A 20,981-nucleotide genomic window follows, 5' to 3' on the forward strand; every position below is an offset into this window, starting at 1 on the left:
CAAGTCTAGGCGGATTTCCCTAAGCAGAAATGAAGTCGAGCCCATAGCGCGACAGCGCGCGCGGCGTGTCCGTCGTGGTCAGGTAGGTCTGGCCGAGCGTCATGGCGGTTCCGCTGTCGGAATCCATGATGATCATGTGCACGAACAGCGACATGTTCGGCTCGATCTCCTGGGGATTGCCGAGGTGGAACATCTGCTGCTCCATCCAAGAGGGCGAGAAGCGGGCGCCGAGCGAGTAGCCGCAGGCGTTCAGGCGATGCCGGGCAAGGCCGCGCTCGTCCATGATCCTGGCATGGACGTCGAAGACGGTGCCGAAGGTGTTGCCGGGGCGAAGCACCATCTCGATCGCCTGGATGGTTTCGCGGCAGGCGCTGTAGAGTTCGCGATGGCGGTTGGTCGGCTCGCCTATGACGACGGTGCGCATCATCGCCGCATGATAGTGCGCGCTGACGCCCGCCCATTCCAGCGTAAGCTGGTCCTGGCTGTCGAGCAGGCGGCGCCCCGCCTTGTAGCGGCAGAGCAGCGCATCGGCGCCGGAGCCGATGATGAATTCGTTGGCCGGATAGTCGCCGCCGCCGGCAAGGATGGTGCCCTGCATTGCGGCCAGAATGTCGGCCTCGTTGCCGCCGGGGCGAATGAGCGGCAGGGCGGCATCAAGCGCGTCGTCCGCAAGGCTCGCGGCCTTTTCGACATGGGCGATTTCGGCGTCGCTCTTGATCAGACGCAAGCGGCCGACGAGGTGCGAGGCGTCGATCAGCTCGCCAAAGGTCTGCAGTTGCCGGTCGATCAGCCGCGCGGCGCGGCCGGTCATGCCGTGGGTGTCGTATTCGATACCGATGCGGCAACCGAGCAGGTCGAGTTCGCTCAAGAGGTTCTTGAGGTCCATGGTCGGGTCGGCATTGGCCCGGTCGACCCAGATCTCGATGCGCTCGATGTTGGACGTGTGACGGGCCTGGCGCAGGTCGGCCGAGCGCGTCAGAAGCACCATCGAACCGTCCTTCTTGACCACCAGCGTCTGGAAGAAGCAGTAGCCGAAGGTGTCGTAGCCGGTCAGCCAGTACATGCTCTCCTGGGCAAAGAGCAGCAGCGCGTCCAGCTTCTCCTCGCGCATCTTCTCCGTCAGCCGCTCGAGACGGCTTGCATATTCTTCCTGGGCAAAATGAAGCGCCATGTCAGGTCCCTCGTATGCAAATGGCGGAAATCTGTCGGCCGTAGTCCGGTTCCTGCCTGTGGGTCGTGCGCCGATAGGAGAAGAAGCGCTCCTCGTCGGCATAGGTGCAGATGTCGAGATTCTCGGCGGCAACGCCCGCATCGACCAGCCGTTTGATCGTCAGCCCCGGCAGGTCGAACATGGCATGGCCGTCGCGCTCCGAAGCCCGGAAGAACGAGGCGTAACTTTCGTTCGCCGCGACGAAGCGCTCTACGAACTCGGAGCCGACCTCATAGTTCCGGCGGCTGATCGACGGACCGAGGCAGGCGACGATGCGCTCGCGCCGGGCGCCGAGCGTGACCATCTTGTCGATGGTGCTTTCGAGCACGCCGCCGAGCGCGCCCTTCCAGCCGGCATGCGCAGCGCCGATGACTTTGGCTTCGGCATCGGCAAAGAGAATGGGGCCGCAATCGGCCGAGAGCACGCCAAGCACGATGCCTGATGTCGCAGTCACCAGCGCGTCGGCCTCGGGGCGGCTGCCGTCATAGGTTTCGTCGACGATGACAGCGTCGGGGGAGTGGACCTGGTGCACCGTCGCCAGGCGCTCGGGCGCGGCGCCGAACCAGCGGGCGACGCGGGCGCGATTCTCATTGACATGGGCACGTTCGTCCTTGGAGCCAAGCCCGACATTGAGGCCGCTATAGAGCCCTTCGGAGACGCCGCCCTTTCGGGTGAAATAACCATGGGCGATTGCCGGCCCGGCCTTCTCGCTGAACAGCGAGCTTTGCACGGGAGAAAGCACGGCGTCATGCTGCATCGGTATATTTGCCTTTACTTTATCAGGAAAATCAATGGGTTTGGGGGCGCGCTCCGGCCCGGCGACTGGCTCTTGATTTGCCGGCGCGATGTTGACCCGCGACGGCAGGGCTGTCAATTCCCGAACGGCAGGGGTCGGCGGCCTTGCGATTTCGAGGGGCAGTCATCGCTCGGGCACCGCCGGTACGCATTGACGACATCGCCTTCCTTCGACACCGACATCTGCGCGAGGCCGGCGGAAAACAAGAGCTCGGGCATGGCGCCTTACCCCCCGGCTTTTAAGCGAAGCTGCCTGCAATCTTTGCGTGGGGGGCCGCACAAGAGTATTATCTAATATAGAAGAAATGCTTGTGCTTTCGGGAGGAGCAGATGAAGCGAAGAAACCACTGCGAGGGGCAGCCGTCGCGTCGCAAATTCCTGGGTGGGGCGGCAATGGCCGGGGTTGCAATGGTCGCTGCGCCGAGCGTTGTCAGGGCGCAGGGGCCGGTCAGCATGCGTTGGCAAAGTACCTGGCCCGCCAAGGACATCTTTCACGAGTTCGCGCTCGATTTCGCCAAGAAGGTCAATGATATGACCGGCGGCGATCTGAAGATAGAAGTGCTGCCCGCTGGTGCCGTGGTGCCGGCCTTCGGCCTGCTCGACGCCGTATCGCAAGGAACGCTGGACGGCGGCCATGGCGTCCTCGTCTACCATTACGGCAAGCAGGCGGCGCTGGCGCTATGGGGCTCCGGCCCGGGCTTCGCCATGGACGCCAACATGCTGCTCGCCTGGCACAAATACGGGGGCGGAAAGGAGCTGCTCGCAAAGCTCTATGAATCCATTGGCGCCAACGTGGTCTCGTTCCCCTATGGGCCGATGCCGACGCAGCCGCTCGGGTGGTTCAAGAAGCCAATCGCAAAGCCTGAGGATCTCGAGGGCCTGAAGTTCCGCACCGTGGGCATCTCGATCGATGTCTTCACCGGGCTCGGGGCGGCGGTCAACGCGCTGCCGGGTGGCGAAATCGTTGCGGCGCTCGATCGCGGCCTGCTCGACGCGGCCGAGTTCAACAACGCCTCGTCCGACCGGGTGCTCGGTTTCCCGGATGTATCGAAGATCTGCATGCTGCAGAGCTACCATCAGAATGGCGAGCAGTTCGAAGTGATGTTCAACAAGCCGAAGTACGACGGTCTGCCTGATCAGATGAAAGCAATTATCAGCAACGCCGTCGAGGCGGCGTCTCAGGATATGGCCTGGAAGGCGATCGATCGCTATTCGACGGACTACCGGGAGATGCAGACCACCGACAAGGTCAAGTTCTACAAGACCCCGGAGGCAATTCTCAAGAAGCAGTTGGAGGTCTACGACGAGGTGGTGAAGAAGAAGGCAGCGGAAAATCCGCTGTTCAAGGAAGTGCTCCAGTCCCAGCTCGCTTTTGCCGAGCGGGCCACGCGCTGGGAACAGGACACCGTCGTCAGCCGGCGGCTGGTGTTCGACCATTACTTCGGACAGGAGGGCGTGGCGAAGGACTTCTGACGCACGGTCGCTTCGCTTCAATCAGACGGGATGCCGGCGGATGACGCCTGATCCCATTTCGCACATCGGAGACACTCGAAGGATCACAGTATTCAATAAATCGAAGCGTTACAGCGGGCTCTGTGCGTTCTAAAGCGCGCCGTTGTAGCGCCCTCTTGCAGCCGGGGGCATGCGTGAACATTCAGCATTTTCTGCTCAGGGTCGATGCGACCAGCGTGTGGATCGGCAAAGCCGCAGCCTGGCTGATTATCGGGCTGATGACGATGGTCTGCGTCGAGGTCGTCAAACGCTACATCCTGAACATGCCGACGGCCTGGATCTTCGATGCCAGCAACATGTTCTACGGCACGCTGTTCATGCTCGCCGGCGCATACGCCCTGGCGCAGAATGCCCATGTGCGCGGCGACTTCCTCTACAGCTCCATGAGACCGCGCACGCAGGCCGCCCTCGACCTGGTCCTCTACGTCCTCTTTTTCCTGCCCGGCGTCGCTGCGCTCGTCTACGCCGGCTACGACTATGCGGCGCTGTCCTGGCGGATCGGTGAGCATTCGACCGTCACGGCGGAAGGGCCGCCCATCTACTATTTCAAGAGCGTCATTCCGGTCGCGGGCGGCCTCGTCCTGCTTCAGGGACTGGCCGAGATTACGCGCTGCATCGTTTGCCTGCGGACCGGCGAATGGCCACGTCGGCTCAAGGATGTGGAGGAACTCGACGTCGTTGCCGAGCAACTCGAGCATAGCGAGCACGTGGACACGGAAACGCGCGAGGCGGCGATCGAGCGTGCGCAGGAGATCGACAGGGCGGCGCGGCAGCGCGGCATGGGGGGAGACGGCGAGACGTGAGCGATCCACTCCTCGGACTGACGATGCTGATGCTCATCGTGGTGGTCATCATGATGGGGTTTCCGACGGCGTTTACGCTCATGGGGCTTGGCATGCTCTTCGGCTTCTGCGCCTTCTACAATCCCGCCGAGCACTGGATCGACAATCGCGTCTTCGACCTGATGGTGCAGCGCACCTACGGGGCGATGACCAATGACGTTCTGATCTCGATCCCTTTGTTCGTGCTCATGGGCTACGTGATGGAGCGAGGGGCGCTGGTCGACAAGATGTTCTACAGCATCCAGCTCGCTTTCAAGCGGGTGCCTGCGTCGCTCGCCGTCGCTAGTCTCATTGTCTGCACGTTCTGGGGCATCGCCAGTGGTCTCGTCGGTGCGGTGGTCGTGCTGATGGGGGTGATTGCGTTCAACCCGATGTTGCGCGCCGGCTATGACGTGAAGCTTGCCTCCGGTGTGATCACGGCGGGCGGTACCCTCGGCATCCTGATCCCGCCCTCGGTGATGATTATCGTCTATGCGGCAGTCGCGGGACAATCTGTGGTGAAACTCTACGCCGCTGCCATGTTCCCCGGGTTTTTCCTCGCGCTGCTCTACCTCGCCTATATTCTCGGCTGGGCGCTGATCAGCCCGAAGATCGCCCCGCCGTTGCCTGCGGAACAGACCAGGGTGCCGGTCAGAGCGTGGATGCGGGGGCTGCAAGCGGCGTACTCGCGCAGCAATATGCTCGCAGGGCTCTCCCGCGCACTGGTCTCACCGGCAAGGGCGCTGGCTCTCGAAACCGAGGAGGGGTCGCTCACCTATTGGGCCCTCGTCAAGAACTTCTGCGCTGCCTTGGTCCCGCTCGCGCTGACGACTTTCACGATGGCGCTCGTGTGGTGGTATGTCGTCATCCATCCGCAGGCATCGGCGGAGGCTGAGGCGCCGGAAGGGCTGGAACAGCTCGGGGCACCGGCAGCGGATGCCGCACCGGCCGCGATCAACGGGCCGGCGACAAGCTTCTACGTGTCCTTCTGGTTGATTGCCACGGTCGCTGCGGTGGTGCTTGTCCGTTACTACCGCAACATGAGTGCGGAGCGGCTGCAGGTGGTGAAGCTCTTGATCTCCTCCGTCATGCCGCTCGCCATCCTCACCATAGTCGTGCTCGGTGTAATTCTCTTCGGGATCACCACGGCGACCGAGTCTGCGGCCGTCGGTGCGGCGGGGGCTTTCCTGCTCGCATTCCAGGCCCGGACGCTCAACTGGAAGCGCACCAAGGAAGCGGTGTTTCTGACGGCGAAGACCACGGCCATGGTGTGCTGGCTCTTCGTGGGCTCGGCTTTGTTTTCCGCCGTTTTCGCCATCCTTGGCGGCCAGGCGCTGATCGAGCAATGGGTGCTGTCACTCGATCTGACGCCGGTGCAGTTCATGATCCTCTCGCAGGCGATCATCTTCCTGCTCGGCTGGCCGCTCGAGTGGACCGAGATCATCATCATCTTCGTGCCGATTTTTCTGCCGCTGCTCAAGCACTTCGACATCGATCCGGTGATCTGGGGCGTTCTCGTCTTCGTCAACCTGCAGGCGGCATTTCTGTCGCCGCCAGTCGCGATGTCAGCCTTCTATCTGAAGGGTGTCTCGCCGCCGCATGTGACGATCAACCAGATTTTCGCCGGCATGATGCCCTATATGCTGATCGTCGTGCTTTGCATGGTCATCATGTATCTGTGGCCCGGGATGACCCTCTGGCTCCCGAACTATCTTTACGGCTGAACCGTGCGCTATGGCATGTATCCTTAGATCGTTGCCGATTTAAGGATAAGAATAAGCAGCAACTCAAAGTGCTACAGCGACCGTTGCGCGTCCGATAAGACGCGCGGCGCTGTAGCTGTGCCATCAGGGCTTCGGTTTGCGGAACGGCGACAGCGGCACCGGCGGGCTGCTGACGGCCAGAACCTTGAAGAGTTCGCCCATCTTTCCGACGCCTGCACCGGCAAGCCTTTCGACATCCTGGCGAATGCTTTCCTGCGTCAGTGCGTCCTTGTCGCGACCGAGCGCCGCAGCGCGGTCCAGCAAGCCCAATCCCACCAGGAAGTCGCCCTGGTGGGCAAGGCCGTTGATCTGCAGGTTGTCGGTCTTGGCGCGGCGGGCAAGCTGCTCGAAGTCGACGTGGCTGGTGAGATCGGCGCGGCCCGGATTGGCGAGCGGCGGATCATACTCATGGTCGCGGATTGCTTGCAGCGTGTCGCCGTAGCCGGTGGCCAGATGGCCGTAGTCGATGATGACGGCCGTGCCGCCGCTGATCTTCAGCCGTTCGCAAAGGGCCGACATGACGGCGTCGCGGGCGGGCGCAATCTCGAAAATGGTGCCCGCGGCGATGCTTTGGGCCGGCGTCGGCAGAAGCTCGGGATCGATGCCGGCAACACCTGCGGCAAAGGTTAGTTCGTCGTCGGCATCGAGGCCGACCATGCGCTCGCGAAAGCCTTGCGCCGTGCGCACGAACTGCCGGATCGGGATGGCGTCGAAGAGCTCGTTGGCGGCAAGCAGCATGAAGCCTTCGGGCAAGGTCTCGAAGCTCGTGTGCCATTCCACCTTGTTGCCATGGGCGGCAAGCGTCTCGGACTGGACCTTGCGCAGCCGGTCGCTGGTTTCGACCAGATGCACGCTCGCTGTGGCGTAGAGTTCAGGTGCGACGCGGCGCACGACGCGCAGCATGTCGGCCATCATCGTGCCGCGTCCGGGGCCGATTTCGGCGATCACGGCACCTTCAGGCGTGCCGTGCTGCTGCCAGGCATGGACGAGGAAGATGCCGATCATCTCGCCAAAGAGCTGGCTGATTTCCGGCGCCGTGGTGAAATCGCCCTCTTTGCCGAAGGGTTCGTGCACGCGATAGTAGCCGTGCTCCGGATCCGCCAGGCAAAGCGAGAAATAATCGGTGACGCTGATCGGCCCGTGGGCCTTGATCAGCGCCTTGATCTTGTCCGCAAGTGGTGTCGTCATGCTTTCGTCCATTCACCGAGGCGCGGCTCACAAAGCCGCGCGCCCTTGCCTTATCCGCTCTCAGGCGGCTGCGCGCCGCCCCCGGGCAATCGCCCAGAGGCCGGCGAGCGCCATCGGCAGCGACAAAAGCATGCCCATGGTCAGCCAGCCACCGGCAAGATAGCCGATCTGCGCGTCCGGTTCGCGGAAGAATTCGACGAAAATACGGCTCAGCGCGTAGCCGAGCACGAAGATGCCGGTGACAAGTCCCGGCGATTTCAGCGCCTTTCGACGGTAGATGAACCAGGCGAGCACCGCGAGCAGCACGAGACCTTCGAGGGCTGCTTCATAAAGCTGGCTCGGGTGGCGGGCGAAGGGGCCGCCCGTCGGGAAGACGATCGCCCAGGGCATGGTCGACAGTCGACCCCAGAGCTCGCCGTTGATGAAGTTGGCGATACGGCCGAAGAACAGGCCGATCGGCACGACGGCCGCGACGACATCGAACAGGCTCCAGAGCGCGATCCTGTTCTTGCGCGCAAACAGGATCATCGCGAGCGTGGTGCCGAGGAAGCCGCCGTGGAACGACATGCCGCCGTTCCAGATTTCAAGCGCGCGGATCGGATTGGCGAGCACGGAGCCGAGATCATAAAAGAGGATGTAGCCGATGCGTCCGCCAAGCACGATGCCGCCGGCTGCCCACAGCAGGAAATCGTCAAGCTGCTGCAGGGTGATCGCCGGCTTGTCGTCGCGCCAGAGCGCGGCGTTCATCGCCAGGCGCCGGGCGTAGAACCAGCCGATCAGGATGCCCGCCACATAGGCGAGCCCGTACCAGTGGATGGCAAGCGGGCCGATCTGAACGATGACGGGATCGATTTCGGGGAAGGGGAGGATGGCGAGGCGGGTCGCTAGTGTTTCCAATTTATTGTTCTCGTGCCGGGCCGGTTGTTTCGGCGGAACATGGCGAGCGAATTCACCCCGGTCAAGGGCGCCATTGCGCGCCCCGGACACAGGGTCGTGAAGGGGGACGTTATGGGGTGCGTGATTTTTCTTGCATCGAGCCGCCGCTGACCCTACCTGAAACCCATGGACCGCATCGCTCTTTCAGAGGCGATGGCTGAAATGGAGATCGCGACGATGAGCACAGGCACCAACCGCATGCTGGATGACTTTGCCAAGCTGATGACCGATGCCGCAGGCGCCGCTCAAGGGGTGCGCCGCGAGGTTGAAACGGCTTTCCGGGCGCAGGCGGAGCGGGCGCTGAATTCGCTCGACGTCGTCAAGCGTGAAGAGTTCGAAATGGTCAAGGAAATGGCCATCAAGGCGCGTGAGGAAAACGATGCGCTTCTGGCCCGTATCGAGGCTCTCGAAGCGCGTCTCGTCGATGAGGGCAAGTAACGCGATTCCCTTGAAATAACGGCATTTCAGCGTTTTTACTTCGCCCGCGGATCTCGTCTGCGGGCGTTTTGCTGTCGTCAGGCAGCACGCGTCTGTAACGGCGCGATGGGTGGTTAATAAAAGCTGAAAAGTTTTCCACCTGTGGACACTGCCAAAAAACCCTTATGGCAGAGTCAGTTAAGCTCAACCGCTTCATTCATATGACAACGTGGGCGCGATTGTTCACGGCTATTTTTGGGCCGAGGGGCTGGCAGCCTGACTCCGCCATTATACACTGATTTTAAATGATGATTCGAAACGAACCACGTAAGCTCCGGGCAGGGTAAGTCAGCCAGGATGGATGTGAGTTCAGCAATCATAGTGTGTTTGTAATCGGTGTTGGGTTTGCAGCGTTGCGTCGTGTGACCGTGATGACGCATGCCTGCGCCACACCTATACAGGGTGATGCATGAGCCTTTTGGAAATGGAAGTCGAGCGCCAATCCAACCCGGTCGATATGATCGAGTTCGTGGCTGCCAATAACGACTGGTCGTTCGAACGATCCGGCGAAGACGAAATCGCCATGACGGTCGAAGGCAAGTGGGCGGACTACCACGTTTCCTTCTCCTGGATGGAGGAATTCGAGGCGCTGCACCTTGCCTGTGCCTTCGACATCAAGGTTCCGGAAAGCCGGGTCAACGAAGTCATCCGCCTGCTCTCCCATATCAACGGGCAGGTGCTGATGGGCCACTTCGACCTGTGGCGCCAGGAGGAAGTGGTGATCTTCCGCCAGTCGCTGCTGCTTGCCGGCGGTGCCGAGCCCACCAACCAGCAGGTCGAGGTTCTGCTTTCCAGCGCACTTGACGCTTGCGAATCCTATTATCAGGCGTTTCAATTCGTCGTCTGGTCCGGCATGGACGCGCAGCGCGCCGTCGATGCCGTGCTGTTCGAAACGGTTGGAGAAGCCTGATCATGACGAATGCCGCTTCCGGGCCCATCGTGCTCGTCGGCGCCGGCAATATGGGCGGCGCCATGCTTTCCGGCTGGCTGAAGAGCGGTGTGAAGGGCGCCGACGTTCTCGTCGTCGATCCCGGCCCGCCGCCGGCCATGGCACAACTCATCGCCGACAACGGCGTCACACACGCGACCTCGGCGCCGTCGGGCGTGCAGGCCGGCGTGATCTTCCTTGCGGTCAAGCCGCAGGTGATGGAGGCGGTGCTGCCGCCGCTGACGTCGCTCGTCGGTCCTGACACGGTCATCGTTTCGGTCGCGGCCGGCAAGACGCTCGCCTTCATCGAAACCCATCTTGGCGCGGCCGCAACCGTACGCGCCATGCCGAACACGCCGGCGATGATCGGCCGTGGCGTCACCGGTGCCTTTGCCAATGCCCGCGTCAGCGATCAGCAGCGCGCCCAGGTTCACGATCTCTTGAAGGTCAGCGGCCCGGTCGAATGGGTCCGCACCGAAGCCGAGATCGATGCCGTCACTGCCGTTTCGGGTAGCGGTCCGGCCTATGTCTTCTACCTTGTCGAGTGCATGGCGGAGGCGGGCCGCAAGGCTGGCCTTGAGGCGGACCTTGCCATGCGGCTCGCGCGGGAAACCGTCGCGGGGGCCGGCGAACTGTTGCACCAGTCCCCCGACGAAGCCGCGCGCTTGCGCCAGAACGTGACCTCGCCCGGCGGCACCACCGCTGCGGCCCTGTCCGTGCTGATGGCCGACGACGGCATGCAGCCGTTGTTCGACAAGGCGATCGCCGCCGCGCGCACACGGGCGGAAGAACTGGCAGGCTGAGCCTGCAAAGCCACCGGTGCGTGATGGCGCCGGTGCGGCCATGATTTATGGTGTTGGCGTGGGGGAGGCGCCTGCGCACGCGTCACGCTCACCGCGCGGTTGCCGGTTGAACAGAAGCCTTGAGATTGCCCTCGCTGTCCGGCGACACGTGTCGCGGATCGCGGCATCGCGCTGACGCCGCGCCCAGGAATGAAGCTGGTAACTCATCGGCACGTCATCGTTCCGTCGCTTGCCCATTTCCGTCACCCTTCGGCGTTGCCATCTGAGTTCCGGCTCAGAGTACAACCTATCGCCGAACGCGATAATCCATGATAATTTCCGTTCATCTGTGACGGTATGGAATAGATGCAATGGATCGACAGGAAGCCATGGCGGTGTTTCTCGCCGTCGTCGAGGAGGGGGACTTCTCGGCGGCGGCGCGGCGGCTGCGCATGACGCCATCGGCGGTCAGCAAGATCGTCGGCCGGCTGGAGGCGCGCCTTGGCGTGCGCCTGCTGCAGCGCACGACGCGCAGTATCAGCCTGACGAGCGAAGGCAGCGCCTATGCGGAATCCACCCGCCGCATCCTCGGCGACATCGAGGACGCGGAGATTGCGATCCAGCCGGACGCCGTGCCACGCGGGCGGCTGCGGGTGAGCCTGCCCAGTGCCTTCGGTCATCGCCTGATCGTGCCGATGCTGCCTGGTTTCATCGAGCGGTTTCCGCAGATCGATCTGGAACTCGATTTCAGCGACGCCATCGTCGACCTCTTGAACGGCGACGCCGATGTCGCGATACGGGTCGCGGCGCAAAGCGATAGCACGCTGGTGACACGGCGCCTGGCATCGAACCGCCGCGTCATCTGTGCGGCGCCTGCCTATCTCGAACGGCACGGCGCTCCGCAAACCCCTGATGACCTGCAACGGCATGTCTGCCTGGCTATCACCGCGCGCGGCCGCCTGAACGTGTGGGAGTTTGAGGATGGCGACGGCCGGCGTGCGATCCGTGTGCGGGGTTCCGTCGAGGCCAACAGCACCGAAGCGCTCAGGCGGCTTGCGCTTGCGGGCATCGGGATCGTGCGGCTCTCGGAAATTCTGGTGGGCGAAGATATCAGGGCGGGCTGGCTGGTACCGCTTCTGACCGACTGCAACTATGCCGAGGCGGAACCGATCACGGTTGTCTATCCGCACCGGCGCTTCCTGCCGCCGCGGGTGCGGGTCTTCGTCGACTTTCTTGCCGAGCAGTTCTCCCGTCGCTCGTGGGAAGAGGCCAGATTTCGCGGGGAGCCCGCGGAGGCCGGCGCGCTTCCGGAATCTCGTCCGATGCTTTAAGTCCGGCGGCGGAGAACTTTTGATGCAAAGGGCTTGTAATGGCGGAAACGATTGAATTTGCTGATTTTGAGCGCGTAGACATTCGTGTGGGGACCGTCGTCGAGGCCGAGCCTTTTCCGGAAGCGCGCAAGCCGGCCTTCAAGCTGAAAATCGATTTCGGGCCTGAGATCGGCATAAAAAGGTCATCAGCTCAAATCACGGTGCATTATCGTCCGGAGGATCTCGTCGGGCGGCAGGTGCTGGGCGTGGTCAATTTTCCGCCGCGCCAGATCGGGCCTGTGCGCTCCGAAGTGCTGACGCTGGGCTTTGCAGACGAGGCCGGTGCGATCGTGCTGGCTGCCACCGAACGGCCGGTCCCCAACGGCAAGAAGCTGATGTGATCTGATGACCATTGCAATCGAAGCGATCCCCGAGCGCGTCAAGGTGTCCTGCCTTTGGCGCGCCGCCGATGCGGCGCGCGACTGCATGTTTCCTTTAATCGTCGCCGATTAAAGGGCGAAAACATGCAGGAATTATAAGTTCTACAGCGACCTTTGCGCGTCTGATAAGACGCGCGGCGCTGTAGTGCGCAAGCCATGTGCTGTCCCTGCTCGATTCGGAACTGCCGGATACCAACGTGCCTGTCATTGCCGAGGCGAGCCACCGGGTTGTGCGCATGCGCGACCAGGAAAACCCGACCGCCCGGCAGCATTTCCCGGATCTGGTGCTCGAGGTGTTCGAGGCGATGCGGCCTGCGGCGGAGCATGCGGAGAGCCGCATTCTCGTGCATTGCCACGCCGGCGTCAGCCGCTCGACGGCCTTTGCCTATGGTCTGATTGCGCATCAGCTCGGCGCGGGGCGAGAGGACGAGGCTTTCCGGGCGCTGCTGACAATAACGCGCAAGCCCTGGCCGAACCGCCGCATCGATGCCTGGCACCGTTTCAACGAGTGGCGCGGCCTGACCTCGATCTACCAGCGCTAACGGGGCTCAGTTCTCCGACAGCAGCGTCTCGGCATACCGCTTGAGCGAGCGGTTGTAGCGGGGAAGGTGGCGCGACAGGCTGCCGAGCGTGAGTGCTGCCGCCTGTTGCGCCTGGCCGGTATCGACGAGGCAGAGCGCCAGGAAGGCGACGACCGCATCGTCGAGTTCGTCCGATGGCTTGTCCCGCTCGGCGGTGAGCAGGGCGACGCCTTCTTCGGCGCGGCCGAGATTGCGCAGGGTGCTCGCGAGCTGGATCGTGGCGCGCCGGCGGCGAATTCCCTGAAGGCCGCTTTCCAGCGCTTGCCGGTAGAGCAGCTCTGCCTTTGCTTCATTGCCGGTCGAATCCTGCGCCGAGGCTCTCTCGAACAGCCCGACGGCATGTCCGACCGGCAGTTCGCCGGCAAGCGCCTCGATGCGGGCGATGAAGGTTTCGGTATCCGTCGCGTCGAAGGTTGCCCAGAGTTCGGCCACCCATCGTTCCCAATCAGCCCAATCGATGGCGTCTGTCATGGCCCACTCTCCTCAGCCCCCGTGCGCCGCGAGCAGTGGCCGGTCCGGGCGGGAACGTCAAGCCGGTACGCGCACCGTTGCCCTCAAGCCCCCGAGCGGGCTGTCGCCAAGCGTGACGTTGCCGCCGTGGCTGCGGGCGATGTCGCGGGCGATCGCCAGCCCAAGGCCGGTGCCGGAGCTGTCGAGGTTGCGGGCCTCGTCGAGGCGGAAGAACGGCTTGAACACATCTTCGCGCGAACGTTCGGGAATGCCCGGACCGTCATCGTCGACGGTGATCGTCAGCCACTTGGCACTGTGGCGCGCATCGATCTTGACGGTGTTGGCGTAGCGGTAGGCGTTGGAGGCGATATTGGCGACGAGACGGGTGAAGGCGTTCGGGCGCACGCGAACCTCGTCCTCGCCCTCGATGGAGGTGGTGAGCGTCTTGCCGCGCAGCTCCGCTTCCGTCGCAAGCCGGGCCATGAGGTCGCTGAGCTTGAGCTGGCCGACATCCTCCTCCGCCTCGCTACGGGCAAAGGCCAGATAGCCTTCCAGCATGTTCTGCATGTCCTCGACGTCCTGGTTCAGGCCTTCGAGGTCGGGGTTGTTGCCGGCGAGCGCCAGTTGCAGCTTGAATCGGGTGAGGATGGTTCGAAGGTCGTGGCTGACGCCGGTCAGCATTGCGGTGCGCTGCTCGATCTGGCGCTCGATGCGCTCGCGCATCTGGATGAAGGCGAGGCCGGCGCGGCGGATTTCGTCGGCGCCACGGGGTGCGAAGTCGTCGATCTTCTGGCCCTTGCCGAAGCTTTCGGCCGCCTTGGTCAGGGCCAGGATCGGGCGGATCTGGCCACGCAGGAACAGGACCGCGATCGTGAGCAGCACCAGCGATGCAGCGACCATCCAGACGAGGAAGATGTGGGTGTTCGATGCATAGGCCTGGTTGCGCCGTGCATAGACGCGCAGGATGCGGCCATCATCGAGCTTGATGCGGATCTCGACGAGCTTGGAGTTGCCGACCGTATCGATCCAGAAGGGGCGGCGGACCTGGTTGGAAATCTCTTCGCCGAGGATCTGGTCGAGGATTTCGAAGAAGGGGCTGGGGCGCGGCGGCGGCAGTTCTCCGGGCGGATCCACGGAGATGCTGAGATCGAGCTGTTCGCGGGCGATGCGAATGATCTCGGAGATGTCACGGTCGGCGGGGAAAGTGTCGATGAGATCGACGATCGCCGCGATGTCGCCGGTGACAGCGGCCGACAGGCGCTGCGTCACCAGCTGCCAGTGGCGCTCCATGAAGATGAAGGCGACAACCGACTGCAGGAGCACCATGGGAATGATGACGATCAGCAGCGAGCGGGCATAAAGCCCCATGGGCAGGCGACGGCGCAGCCAGCGGGTGAAACGCCTCCAGGCGTTGTCGTTCGCCCCTGTCGTTCCTTGTTCTATGCCGTCAAAGCTTGCCATGGTTTGCCGTGCTCATCGGAAGGCTGCCACTTCAGTCCACGCTCAGCCGGTAGCCGATGCCGCGCACCGTCTGCAGCCAGACGGGGTTGGACGGGTCATCCTCGATCTTGCGGCGCAGGCGATTGATCTGCACGTCGATCGTGCGCTCACCGACTTCGGCATCGTCGCCGATCAGTTCGTGGCGCGGGATCGTTTCACCGGCGCGCTGTGAGAAGAGTGTCATGATTTCCTGCTCGCGGTCCGTCAGGCGGATGTGATCGGCGCCCCGCCTGAGCTCCTTGCGCACCACCGAGAAGGTATAGGGGCCGAAGATGACCTGGTCGACCTTGGGGGCCTGGGTCGGCTGGTTGCGGCGCAGGATATTGTTGATGCGAAGCACCAGTTCGCGCGGGTCGAAGGGTTTTGACAGATAGTCGTCGGCGCCGGCCTCGAGGCCCTCGATGCGCGAGTTCGATTCCGCCAGCGCCGTCAGCATCAGGATCGGCACGGTCTTGATCTGCCTGAGGCTTTGGGTGAGCGAGATGCCGCTTTCGCCGGGCATCATCACATCGACGATCAAAAGGTCGAAGTCGAGGCCGACGAGCTTGCGGCGGGCTTCGTCCGCATCAGACGCGGTCGTCACACGAAAGCCCTGTTCGACCAGGTAGCGGTTGAGCAGATCGCGGATGCGCCGGTCGTCGTCGACGACCAGAAGGTGAGCCGCATCGTCCGAGACAGTCGCTTTTGTCGTCATTCCACGCTTCCCAAGTTGCAGGCCAGACCCGCGCTAAGGCGGGTCTCAGTCTGCGGCGTTGTTCTTCATACCGGCAAGAAAGCGCTTGACCGTTTCGCGCGCGCCCGGACCGGTTCTTGCCAATGCATCGGCTATGCGGCGGGACTGTGGCTCGGCAAGCGCACGCGCCAGCGCCTGGCCTTCCTCCGTCGTATAGAGCATGCGCTGGCGCCGGTCTTCAGGGCCGGTTTCCTGGCGGATATAGCCGGAATCGATCAGTTGCTTCAGCACCCGGGCCAGGCTCTGTTTGGTGATCTTCAGCGTATCCAGGAGATCGGCGACCGTCATGCCGGGTTCCCGGTCGACAAAGTGCACGACGCGGTGGTGCGCCCGCCCGAAGCCGCTCTTTTCAAGGATCGCGTCCGGGTCGGAGGTGAAGTCGCGATAGGCGAAGAAGAGCAGCTCGATGATCTCGAAATCGATCGTATCGTCATCGGCGGCGGCATCGCTCAGATACCGGGTGTTCTCTTTGGATTGGCCGGCCACGCGGTCATTTCCTTTCAGCCTGATTGCAACTTGCGAAACTTTCGAAAAAATATGTCAGCTTTGTTGACATATTTTTACCATAGCATTAGCGTCCATGCTCGGTAAGCGAGACATTTGGCATTGGCAACATCTGGAAAGGATATGCCGTGCCGTTCCGATCGCAAATCCAAAATCACGAAATTGAATTTTCCCTCAATCAGTTTGCCGATAGACTGAAAGCAGGACGATAATCAACTAAGAATGGCGCGCATGCGCCGGAGGATGACACCATGGCAGCGGTTCCTTTTGATCAGTTGGACGGACAGATCTGGTTCAACGGCGAGTTCGTCGCGTGGAAGGATGCCAAGATTCACGTGCTGACCCACGGCCTGCACTATGCCAGCGCGGTCTTTGAGGGCGAGCGCGCCTATGGCGGGCGCATTTTCAAGCTGAACGAGCACAACCAGCGCCTTCATCAGTCCGCCGAGATCCTCGGCTTCAAGATTCCCTATTCGGTGGAAGAACTGGATGCCGCCAGCGTCGAGCTGCTGAAACGGCAGGGCTTCTCCGAGGCCTATGTGCGGCCGATCGCGTGGCGCGGCAGCGAGAGCATGGGCGTTTCGGCGCAGAACAACCGCATCAATGTCGCCATCGCCATCTGGCAGTGGGGCAGCTACTTCAACCCGGCCGAGAAGCTCAAGGGCATCCGGCTCGACATAGCCGAATATCGCCGCCCCGATCCGCAGACGGCGCCGTCGAAGTCCAAGGCCGCCGGCCTCTACATGATCTGCACCATCTCCAAGCACGCGGCCGAGGCCAAGGGCTATGCGGATGCGATGATGCTCGATTATCGCGGCCGCGTGGCGGAAGCCACCGGCGCCAACATCTTCTTCGTCAAGGACGGCGTCATCCACACACCGGTGCCGGATTGCTTCCTCGACGGCATTACCCGCCGCACGGTGATCGAGCTTGCCAAGCGCCGCGGCTATGAGGTGGTTGAGCGGACGATCATGCCGGAGGAACTGTCCGGGTTCACCGAGTGCTTCCTGACCGGCTCTGCCGCCGAAGTGACGCCGGTTTCCGAAATCGGTCCTTACCGCTTCACGCCGGCGACGATCTCAGAAACGCTGATGAACGACTACATGAAGGAAGTCTACCCGGTTGCTGCGGCGGCCGAGTAACGGCATCCACAACTGTCTCGAATGCAGAAAAGGCGGCCATCGGCCGCCTTTCGTCTTGCTACGGATTTGATCGCGGAGTTAGGCGGTCTTCCCCAAGAACTGCCCGACGATGCCGCTCAACACGCCGCCGCCGACAAGGCCGCCGATGGCTTGCATGGCAAGTCCGGTCGCGGCTGCTTCGCCGCCGAGCATCTGGATGAGGAACCCGCCGCCCAGGCCCCCGATTGCGCCGACGATGGTCCGTGCGACGACACCGAATGCCTGCTGCTTCAATAGTGCGCTGGCCGCGTTGCCGCCGGCCGCCCCCGCGATCAATTGGGTAATGATAGGCATTAATGCTTCCATTGATCCCTCCGTGTCGTGGCTCGTCGTGGACGGGCCACTAAAAGCCGATGATCCGGCATCAATAGGTTGAAGCCTATTCTGGACTATTGTCAATTTGAGCTAAAAACCGCCCCGGCGCCTGCTTCCTAACCAATTGAAATGGCTCGATTTTAGGCGCAGGCCGCCTCTTACAGGCAAAGCGCGAAATGACGCGGGCGCTGCGAGCGGCTGGAGGCATCGCTTGCAACTGTTGATTCGTACCGTCGGGAGGACGAGGGAGGGTAAGGCAGTCGCATCAGTGCACTCCGGCAACCGAATGGCTGCCGGAGGTATCGGCTGTTAGCGGTAGACGTAGACGATGCGTCGCGTTGCCGGCTCGACCAGAACGGGCTGGCCGTTGATGCTGACATAGTCGTAGCTGTAGTCGGGCACGCGCTGAACGGTCACGGTCTGCGGCAGTTCGGCGCCGACGACGACTTCGCCATCGAGATAGATGGTCTCGCCGGGGTTGGAGGTAATGTAGGTCCGTACATTGTCCGGCGGCACGATCGGGTCGATCTGTTCGACCGGGCCGATCAATTCGTCGCCGCTGCTGACGATGACGGGGTCATTGGGCTGCGCTTCGTAGGTGACGGCGGGAATGGCCAGGTCGCTGCGGCGTTCCTGGACCACGACGGCCGAACCGCCAAGATCCGTCGTCAGATACTGGGCGTAGACCCAGCCGCGCACGCCGCCGACGTCGATGCGGCACCACTTGCTGCCTTCGATGCAGCCGTCGATGATCGCGGTGCTGCCGCGGGCTGCAAGGCCGACCGTCGGATATTGAGGGCCCGGACCCGTACGGATGTTGAGGTCCGTCACCGTGGTCGCGGTCATGGCTGCAAAGGCGGACGGCGTACCGATCGCCAACACCAAACCCGCGGCCGCAGCGGCTCGCAACAGGGGGCGGGTAAGCTTCACCATTGTGTTTCTCCTTATATTGACGAGGGCCAAACGCCGGCAAGCGCACGGATGTTCCCCCGGGAACGTCACGAAATATGACGCTGTGACATTCTCCAGCCGTTGCCGAGGGCAGGACACGCCAGGAGAACAGGCAACGGGAGAGGGGACAAAAATGCAGAATGCTCAGCCGGATCAGCACAATGCCGCCGCGCGCGGTCTCAAACCGGTCGTGCGGATCGTCGTTGCCGCGGAGATTGCGATTTCAGCGCTTTTGATGACCACCGTGCAGTGGCCGGCGCCGCAGCTGCCTTCGCCGCAAATAGCCTCGCTTCGCTGATTGGCTCTGTCACCGCCGCCAATTGCCGCTATAGGAAGATCACGAGAACCTAAAGCGCGTTGCGATCTTCCAGATTCGCTTCCTACGCTTTAGGTTCCTGATTTATCGCATGTCGTTATCGCAATACCGCTCCCACACTTTTGCGCGACATGCTCTAGAGAGGCAGACGCGCATGTTACAGGCGGGCATCATCCCGGTTACCCATTTCGAGCAGAACTGCACCGTGCTGTTCGACAGCGAGACCAAGGAAGGCGTGATCGTCGATCCCGGTGGCGATGTCGATCTCATCCTGCAGACCATCCGCGAAAACGGCATCACGCTGAAGGCGATCTGGATCACCCATGGCCATATTGACCATGCCGGCGGCGCCAAGGAACTGAAGGACGCGCTCGGGCTCGATATCATCGGCCCGCACAAGGACGACCTGCCGCTGCTCGAAAGGCTCGAAAACCAGGCCGAGCGCTTCGGCCTGGCGATGAAGGTCCAGAACGTCGTTCCCGATCGCTGGCTCGAAGAAGGCGACACCGTCTCCTTCGGCGACCACGTCTTCGAGGTCCTGCATTGCCCGGGCCATGCGCCCGGCCACGTCGTCTACTTCAATCGGGTACAGAATTTCGCCCATGTCGGCGACGTCCTGTTCCACGGCTCGATCGGCCGCACCGACCTGCCGGGCGGCAATCACCAGCAACTGCTCGATTCGATCCGCGACAAGATCCTGCCGCTCGGCGACAGCGTCGGCTTCATCTGCGGCCACGGCCCGGGCGGCCAGATCGGCGAGGAGCGCCGCACCAATCCCTATCTGCGTGGTCTCACCCCGCCGGAGCAGGTCGCACCGACAGCCCGGAATGAAAAAACGCAAGGCTCGTGAGAGCCTTGCGTTTTCTTTGATTTCTTGGCTGCAGGCCTGATCAGCCGGCGGTGCAGAAGTAGCTGCGACCGTCGTAGCCGCGGAAGGTGCCGCTATCCGGGTTGAACGAGCGGTAACGCTGCGAGCAGTAACGGTACCAGGACGGGGTCCAAGGCTCGAGCGAGCGGTAGCCGCCGCCGTAGCTGTCGACGACAACCGGGCGTGCCTGGTAGACCGGGCGAGGGCGATAGACCGGACGCGGTTCGTAGTAGTCGTATTCCGGTTCCGGATCGATGTAGACGCGCTCGTTGTAACCGCCATTGTAGCGCGGCTGCGAGGCGATCGCGCCGCCGATCAGGGCGCCGGCAACGAGACCCGCTGCGCCTGCTGCCCATGCATCGTCGTTGTTGTGGTGATGCCGGCCGCCTGCCTCGGCGGCGCCAAAGGTCGGGATGACCATAGCGGCTGCGGCGATCGAGAGAACGGCGGCTTTGATGAACTTGTTCATTTGGCTTCAATCCTTCGCATGGACCGGATCAACCCGGACTTCATGATGGGAGGAAGGTTAACGGCGCCAAACTGAACGGAGCCTGAACAAGGAGACCGGCACATTCCGCCGGATCGAAAACAAAAAAAACCCGGCAAATATGCCGGGCTTCAACTTGGAATCTGTCAGCAGACTGCGGCGTTAGCCGGCGATCTGCAGGTTGACCGCCTTCGGGCCCTTGCCGCGGCGATCCGGTTCGGTGTCGAAGCTTACCTTCTGGTTTTCCGTCAGACCGGTCAGGCCGGAGGCCTGGACTGCGGAAATGTGTACGAAGATATCTGCACCACCGTTGTCAGGCTTGATGAAACCAAAGCCCTTGTCGGTGTTGAAGAATTTTACAGTGCCAGTTTCGGCCATGCGTCAGGTCCTTTTCTCTCCACCCGTTTGACGGACGGGCAGCATTGCAGTTTTGCCCAAATGGGCGTTGGCAGGCAGTTCTCGACGTTTGAGGAAAGGGTCCTGGTTACCGCAGCCAGCCATTGGAAGGGTCACATCACCATGCTCCCCATCGGTCTGGCCGCCCGGAGTTTTTGCGTCTCCGGCCCGCTTTTATTTCAAGATCTTCCCGTGTTCGCAGATTGCCCGAACGGAAGTAAGATTGATGGGTTTATTTTGAATTGGCAAGCAAAACTTTTCGGGATTGGTATTGCGTCTTGTCATTGCTCAAAAATCGGTCATTTGCGGCTTTGCGGGGCGCCGCGCAAAATATATCGCAAGCTGTTGAAATCACAGCTTTTTGAAAACAATTGCTGCAAAATTGAGTGGTTTTCGCCGATTTCCCGTGTGTCGCTCGTAAAGCAGGCCAAAAGCTTATGATGCGTGCCGTCGGCAACTCCCTGATATGTTTGAGGCTTCTCACGTCGGCTGTTTCTTACGTGGAATTCTTGCAGAAAATCTATAGCTATCGGCGCG

25 protein-coding genes are annotated in these 20,981 nt (G+C 62.2%); 13 read left to right on the forward strand and 12 right to left on the reverse strand.

The genetic code is table 11. From position 1 onward, the window contains the following. Positions 1 to 19 precede the first annotated feature (19 nt). Positions 20 to 1,171 (reverse strand): M24 family metallopeptidase, encoded by a 1,152-nt coding sequence (locus tag XB14_RS03505; protein ID WP_077960219.1) that lies wholly within the window; start codon positions 1,169 to 1,171, stop codon positions 20 to 22. 1 nt (position 1,172) lies between these two features. Beyond that, positions 1,173 to 1,967 (reverse strand): peptidoglycan editing factor PgeF, encoded by a 795-nt coding sequence (gene pgeF, locus XB14_RS03510; RefSeq protein ID WP_077960220.1) that lies wholly within the window; start codon positions 1,965 to 1,967, stop codon positions 1,173 to 1,175. A 368-nt stretch (positions 1,968 to 2,335) separates the two neighbouring features. Between pgeF and XB14_RS03520 the strand changes: the two genes are divergently transcribed. The 3 genes from XB14_RS03520 to XB14_RS03530 all read left to right on the forward strand — a co-directional run bounded on the left by XB14_RS03520 (position 2,336) and on the right by XB14_RS03530 (position 6,062). Next, positions 2,336 to 3,478: a TRAP transporter substrate-binding protein gene (locus XB14_RS03520; RefSeq protein ID WP_077960222.1), complete on the forward strand. Its 1,143-nt coding sequence runs from the start codon at positions 2,336 to 2,338 to the stop codon at positions 3,476 to 3,478. A gap of 173 nt (positions 3,479 to 3,651) precedes the next feature. After that, positions 3,652 to 4,320: a TRAP transporter small permease subunit gene (locus XB14_RS03525; protein WP_077960223.1), complete on the forward strand. Its 669-nt coding sequence runs from the start codon at positions 3,652 to 3,654 to the stop codon at positions 4,318 to 4,320. Next, complete coding sequence (locus XB14_RS03530; RefSeq protein ID WP_077960224.1) at positions 4,317 to 6,062, forward strand: TRAP transporter large permease; 1,746 nt, start codon at positions 4,317 to 4,319, stop codon at positions 6,060 to 6,062. Before XB14_RS03525 ends, XB14_RS03530 begins: the two co-directional genes overlap by 4 nt. Before the next feature lie 123 nt (positions 6,063 to 6,185). Here XB14_RS03530 and XB14_RS03535 read toward each other — a convergent pair whose 3' ends face one another. Both XB14_RS03535 and lgt read right to left on the reverse strand, forming a co-directional pair. Continuing rightward, positions 6,186 to 7,289 (reverse strand): class I SAM-dependent methyltransferase, encoded by a 1,104-nt coding sequence (locus XB14_RS03535; protein ID WP_077960273.1) that lies wholly within the window; start codon positions 7,287 to 7,289, stop codon positions 6,186 to 6,188. Between the two features lie 60 nt (positions 7,290 to 7,349). After that, positions 7,350 to 8,186, reverse strand: coding sequence for a prolipoprotein diacylglyceryl transferase (gene lgt / locus XB14_RS03540; protein ID WP_077960225.1), 837 nt, complete (start codon positions 8,184 to 8,186; stop codon positions 7,350 to 7,352). Positions 8,187 to 8,402: 216 nt separating this feature from the next. On the opposite strand from lgt, the gene XB14_RS03545 reads away from it, so the two are divergent. The 6 genes from XB14_RS03545 (at position 8,403) to XB14_RS03570 (ending at position 12,704) form a co-directional block, all read left to right on the forward strand. Further along, positions 8,403 to 8,663, forward strand: a complete 261-nt coding sequence (locus XB14_RS03545; protein ID WP_077960274.1) for an accessory factor UbiK family protein — start codon at positions 8,403 to 8,405, stop codon at positions 8,661 to 8,663. Between the two features lie 448 nt (positions 8,664 to 9,111). Further along, complete coding sequence (locus XB14_RS03550; RefSeq protein ID WP_043618087.1) at positions 9,112 to 9,612, forward strand: YbjN domain-containing protein; 501 nt, start codon at positions 9,112 to 9,114, stop codon at positions 9,610 to 9,612. Between the two features lie 2 nt (positions 9,613 to 9,614). Then, complete coding sequence (gene proC, locus XB14_RS03555; protein ID WP_077960226.1) at positions 9,615 to 10,433, forward strand: pyrroline-5-carboxylate reductase; 819 nt, start codon at positions 9,615 to 9,617, stop codon at positions 10,431 to 10,433. Between the two features lie 368 nt (positions 10,434 to 10,801). After that, positions 10,802 to 11,743, forward strand: a complete 942-nt coding sequence (locus XB14_RS03560; protein WP_234803939.1) for a LysR family transcriptional regulator — start codon at positions 10,802 to 10,804, stop codon at positions 11,741 to 11,743. A gap of 38 nt (positions 11,744 to 11,781) precedes the next feature. Further along, positions 11,782 to 12,123 (forward strand): tRNA-binding protein, encoded by a 342-nt coding sequence (locus XB14_RS03565; protein ID WP_077960228.1) that lies wholly within the window; start codon positions 11,782 to 11,784, stop codon positions 12,121 to 12,123. A 197-nt stretch (positions 12,124 to 12,320) separates the two neighbouring features. Then, positions 12,321 to 12,704: a protein-tyrosine phosphatase family protein gene (locus XB14_RS03570; protein ID WP_234803940.1), complete on the forward strand. Its 384-nt coding sequence runs from the start codon at positions 12,321 to 12,323 to the stop codon at positions 12,702 to 12,704. A 6-nt stretch (positions 12,705 to 12,710) separates the two neighbouring features. Here the strand turns inward: XB14_RS03570 and XB14_RS03575 are convergent, their stop codons facing one another. From XB14_RS03575 to XB14_RS03590, 4 genes are read right to left on the reverse strand one after another with little or no spacing between them, the layout of a single operon-like run. After that, positions 12,711 to 13,214, reverse strand: a complete 504-nt coding sequence (locus tag XB14_RS03575) for a tetratricopeptide repeat protein (RefSeq protein WP_077960229.1) — start codon at positions 13,212 to 13,214, stop codon at positions 12,711 to 12,713. Between the two features lie 57 nt (positions 13,215 to 13,271). Further along, on the reverse strand, positions 13,272 to 14,654 hold the full coding sequence (locus XB14_RS03580; RefSeq protein ID WP_077960230.1) for an ATP-binding protein: 1,383 nt from the start codon (positions 14,652 to 14,654) through the stop codon (positions 13,272 to 13,274). Positions 14,655 to 14,685: 31 nt separating this feature from the next. Next, complete coding sequence (locus XB14_RS03585; RefSeq protein ID WP_060606771.1) at positions 14,686 to 15,387, reverse strand: response regulator; 702 nt, start codon at positions 15,385 to 15,387, stop codon at positions 14,686 to 14,688. Positions 15,388 to 15,432: 45 nt separating this feature from the next. Further along, positions 15,433 to 15,912 (reverse strand): MarR family winged helix-turn-helix transcriptional regulator, encoded by a 480-nt coding sequence (locus tag XB14_RS03590; RefSeq protein ID WP_077960231.1) that lies wholly within the window; start codon positions 15,910 to 15,912, stop codon positions 15,433 to 15,435. Between the two features lie 269 nt (positions 15,913 to 16,181). On the opposite strand from XB14_RS03590, the gene XB14_RS03595 reads away from it, so the two are divergent. After that, positions 16,182 to 17,072, forward strand: coding sequence for a branched-chain amino acid aminotransferase (locus tag XB14_RS03595; protein ID WP_077960232.1), 891 nt, complete (start codon positions 16,182 to 16,184; stop codon positions 17,070 to 17,072). A gap of 78 nt (positions 17,073 to 17,150) precedes the next feature. Here the strand turns inward: XB14_RS03595 and XB14_RS03600 are convergent, their stop codons facing one another. Both XB14_RS03600 and XB14_RS03605 read right to left on the reverse strand, forming a co-directional pair. Beyond that, complete coding sequence (locus tag XB14_RS03600; protein WP_077960233.1) at positions 17,151 to 17,417, reverse strand: hypothetical protein; 267 nt, start codon at positions 17,415 to 17,417, stop codon at positions 17,151 to 17,153. Positions 17,418 to 17,735: 318 nt separating this feature from the next. Next, positions 17,736 to 18,359, reverse strand: a complete 624-nt coding sequence (locus XB14_RS03605) for a DUF1236 domain-containing protein (protein ID WP_077960234.1) — start codon at positions 18,357 to 18,359, stop codon at positions 17,736 to 17,738. A 151-nt stretch (positions 18,360 to 18,510) separates the two neighbouring features. Here XB14_RS03605 and XB14_RS33060 point away from each other — a divergent pair, with 151 nt between their 5' ends. Both XB14_RS33060 and XB14_RS03610 read left to right on the forward strand, forming a co-directional pair. Continuing rightward, positions 18,511 to 18,675 (forward strand): hypothetical protein, encoded by a 165-nt coding sequence (locus XB14_RS33060; RefSeq protein ID WP_179119518.1) that lies wholly within the window; start codon positions 18,511 to 18,513, stop codon positions 18,673 to 18,675. 172 nt (positions 18,676 to 18,847) lie between these two features. Next, the gene (locus XB14_RS03610; RefSeq protein WP_077960235.1) at positions 18,848 to 19,543 is read left to right on the forward strand and encodes an MBL fold metallo-hydrolase; all 696 of its coding nucleotides are present in this window, start codon (positions 18,848 to 18,850) and stop codon (positions 19,541 to 19,543) included. A 40-nt stretch (positions 19,544 to 19,583) separates the two neighbouring features. Here the strand turns inward: XB14_RS03610 and XB14_RS03615 are convergent, their stop codons facing one another. Continuing rightward, positions 19,584 to 20,030 carry a BA14K family protein gene (locus XB14_RS03615; RefSeq protein ID WP_077960236.1) on the reverse strand — a complete coding sequence of 149 codons (447 nt, stop codon included), beginning with the start codon at positions 20,028 to 20,030 and terminating at the stop codon, positions 19,584 to 19,586. A gap of 180 nt (positions 20,031 to 20,210) precedes the next feature. Beyond that, on the reverse strand, positions 20,211 to 20,426 hold the full coding sequence (locus tag XB14_RS03620; RefSeq protein ID WP_034788690.1) for a cold-shock protein: 216 nt from the start codon (positions 20,424 to 20,426) through the stop codon (positions 20,211 to 20,213). Between the two features lie 141 nt (positions 20,427 to 20,567). Between XB14_RS03620 and XB14_RS32445 the strand changes: the two genes are divergently transcribed. Beyond that, positions 20,568 to 20,885 (forward strand): hypothetical protein, encoded by a 318-nt coding sequence (locus tag XB14_RS32445; RefSeq protein ID WP_143348212.1) that lies wholly within the window; start codon positions 20,568 to 20,570, stop codon positions 20,883 to 20,885. The last annotated feature ends 96 nt before the right edge of the window (positions 20,886 to 20,981 follow it).

This window comes from Ensifer adhaerens (genome assembly GCF_002007205.1).
GTDB lineage: Bacteria > Pseudomonadota > Alphaproteobacteria > Rhizobiales > Rhizobiaceae > Ensifer > Ensifer adhaerens_D.

What these genes read in the sequence shown, in the direction of transcription:
- XB14_RS03520 (WP_077960222.1), top strand. Translation starts at nt 2,336, where the DNA reads ATGAAGCGAAGAAACCACTGCGAGGGGCAGCCGTCGCGTCGCAAATTC.
- XB14_RS03550 (WP_043618087.1), top strand. Translation starts at nt 9,112, where the DNA reads ATGAGCCTTTTGGAAATGGAAGTCGAGCGCCAATCCAACCCGGTCGAT.
- XB14_RS03505 (WP_077960219.1), bottom strand. Translation starts at nt 1,171, where the DNA reads ATGGCGCTTCATTTTGCCCAGGAAGAATATGCAAGCCGTCTCGAGCGG.
- XB14_RS03585 (WP_060606771.1), bottom strand. Translation starts at nt 15,387, where the DNA reads ATGACGACAAAAGCGACTGTCTCGGACGATGCGGCTCACCTTCTGGTC.
- XB14_RS03600 (WP_077960233.1), bottom strand. Translation starts at nt 17,417, where the DNA reads ATGGAAGCATTAATGCCTATCATTACCCAATTGATCGCGGGGGCGGCC.
- XB14_RS03620 (WP_034788690.1), bottom strand. Translation starts at nt 20,426, where the DNA reads ATGGCCGAAACTGGCACTGTAAAATTCTTCAACACCGACAAGGGCTTT.
- XB14_RS03565 (WP_077960228.1), top strand. Translation starts at nt 11,782, where the DNA reads ATGGCGGAAACGATTGAATTTGCTGATTTTGAGCGCGTAGACATTCGT.
- XB14_RS03535 (WP_077960273.1), bottom strand. Translation starts at nt 7,289, where the DNA reads ATGACGACACCACTTGCGGACAAGATCAAGGCGCTGATCAAGGCCCAC.
- XB14_RS03615 (WP_077960236.1), bottom strand. Translation starts at nt 20,030, where the DNA reads ATGAACAAGTTCATCAAAGCCGCCGTTCTCTCGATCGCCGCAGCCGCT.
- XB14_RS33060 (WP_179119518.1), top strand. Translation starts at nt 18,511, where the DNA reads ATGCAGAATGCTCAGCCGGATCAGCACAATGCCGCCGCGCGCGGTCTC.
- XB14_RS03605 (WP_077960234.1), bottom strand. Translation starts at nt 18,359, where the DNA reads ATGGTGAAGCTTACCCGCCCCCTGTTGCGAGCCGCTGCGGCCGCGGGT.
- XB14_RS03545 (WP_077960274.1), top strand. Translation starts at nt 8,403, where the DNA reads ATGAGCACAGGCACCAACCGCATGCTGGATGACTTTGCCAAGCTGATG.
- XB14_RS03595 (WP_077960232.1), top strand. Translation starts at nt 16,182, where the DNA reads ATGGCAGCGGTTCCTTTTGATCAGTTGGACGGACAGATCTGGTTCAAC.
- XB14_RS32445 (WP_143348212.1), top strand. Translation starts at nt 20,568, where the DNA reads ATGCTCCCCATCGGTCTGGCCGCCCGGAGTTTTTGCGTCTCCGGCCCG.
- XB14_RS03610 (WP_077960235.1), top strand. Translation starts at nt 18,848, where the DNA reads ATGTTACAGGCGGGCATCATCCCGGTTACCCATTTCGAGCAGAACTGC.
- XB14_RS03560 (WP_234803939.1), top strand. Translation starts at nt 10,802, where the DNA reads ATGGCGGTGTTTCTCGCCGTCGTCGAGGAGGGGGACTTCTCGGCGGCG.
- XB14_RS03580 (WP_077960230.1), bottom strand. Translation starts at nt 14,654, where the DNA reads ATGGCAAGCTTTGACGGCATAGAACAAGGAACGACAGGGGCGAACGAC.
- XB14_RS03575 (WP_077960229.1), bottom strand. Translation starts at nt 13,214, where the DNA reads ATGACAGACGCCATCGATTGGGCTGATTGGGAACGATGGGTGGCCGAA.
- proC (WP_077960226.1), top strand. Translation starts at nt 9,615, where the DNA reads ATGACGAATGCCGCTTCCGGGCCCATCGTGCTCGTCGGCGCCGGCAAT.
- pgeF (WP_077960220.1), bottom strand. Translation starts at nt 1,967, where the DNA reads ATGCAGCATGACGCCGTGCTTTCTCCCGTGCAAAGCTCGCTGTTCAGC.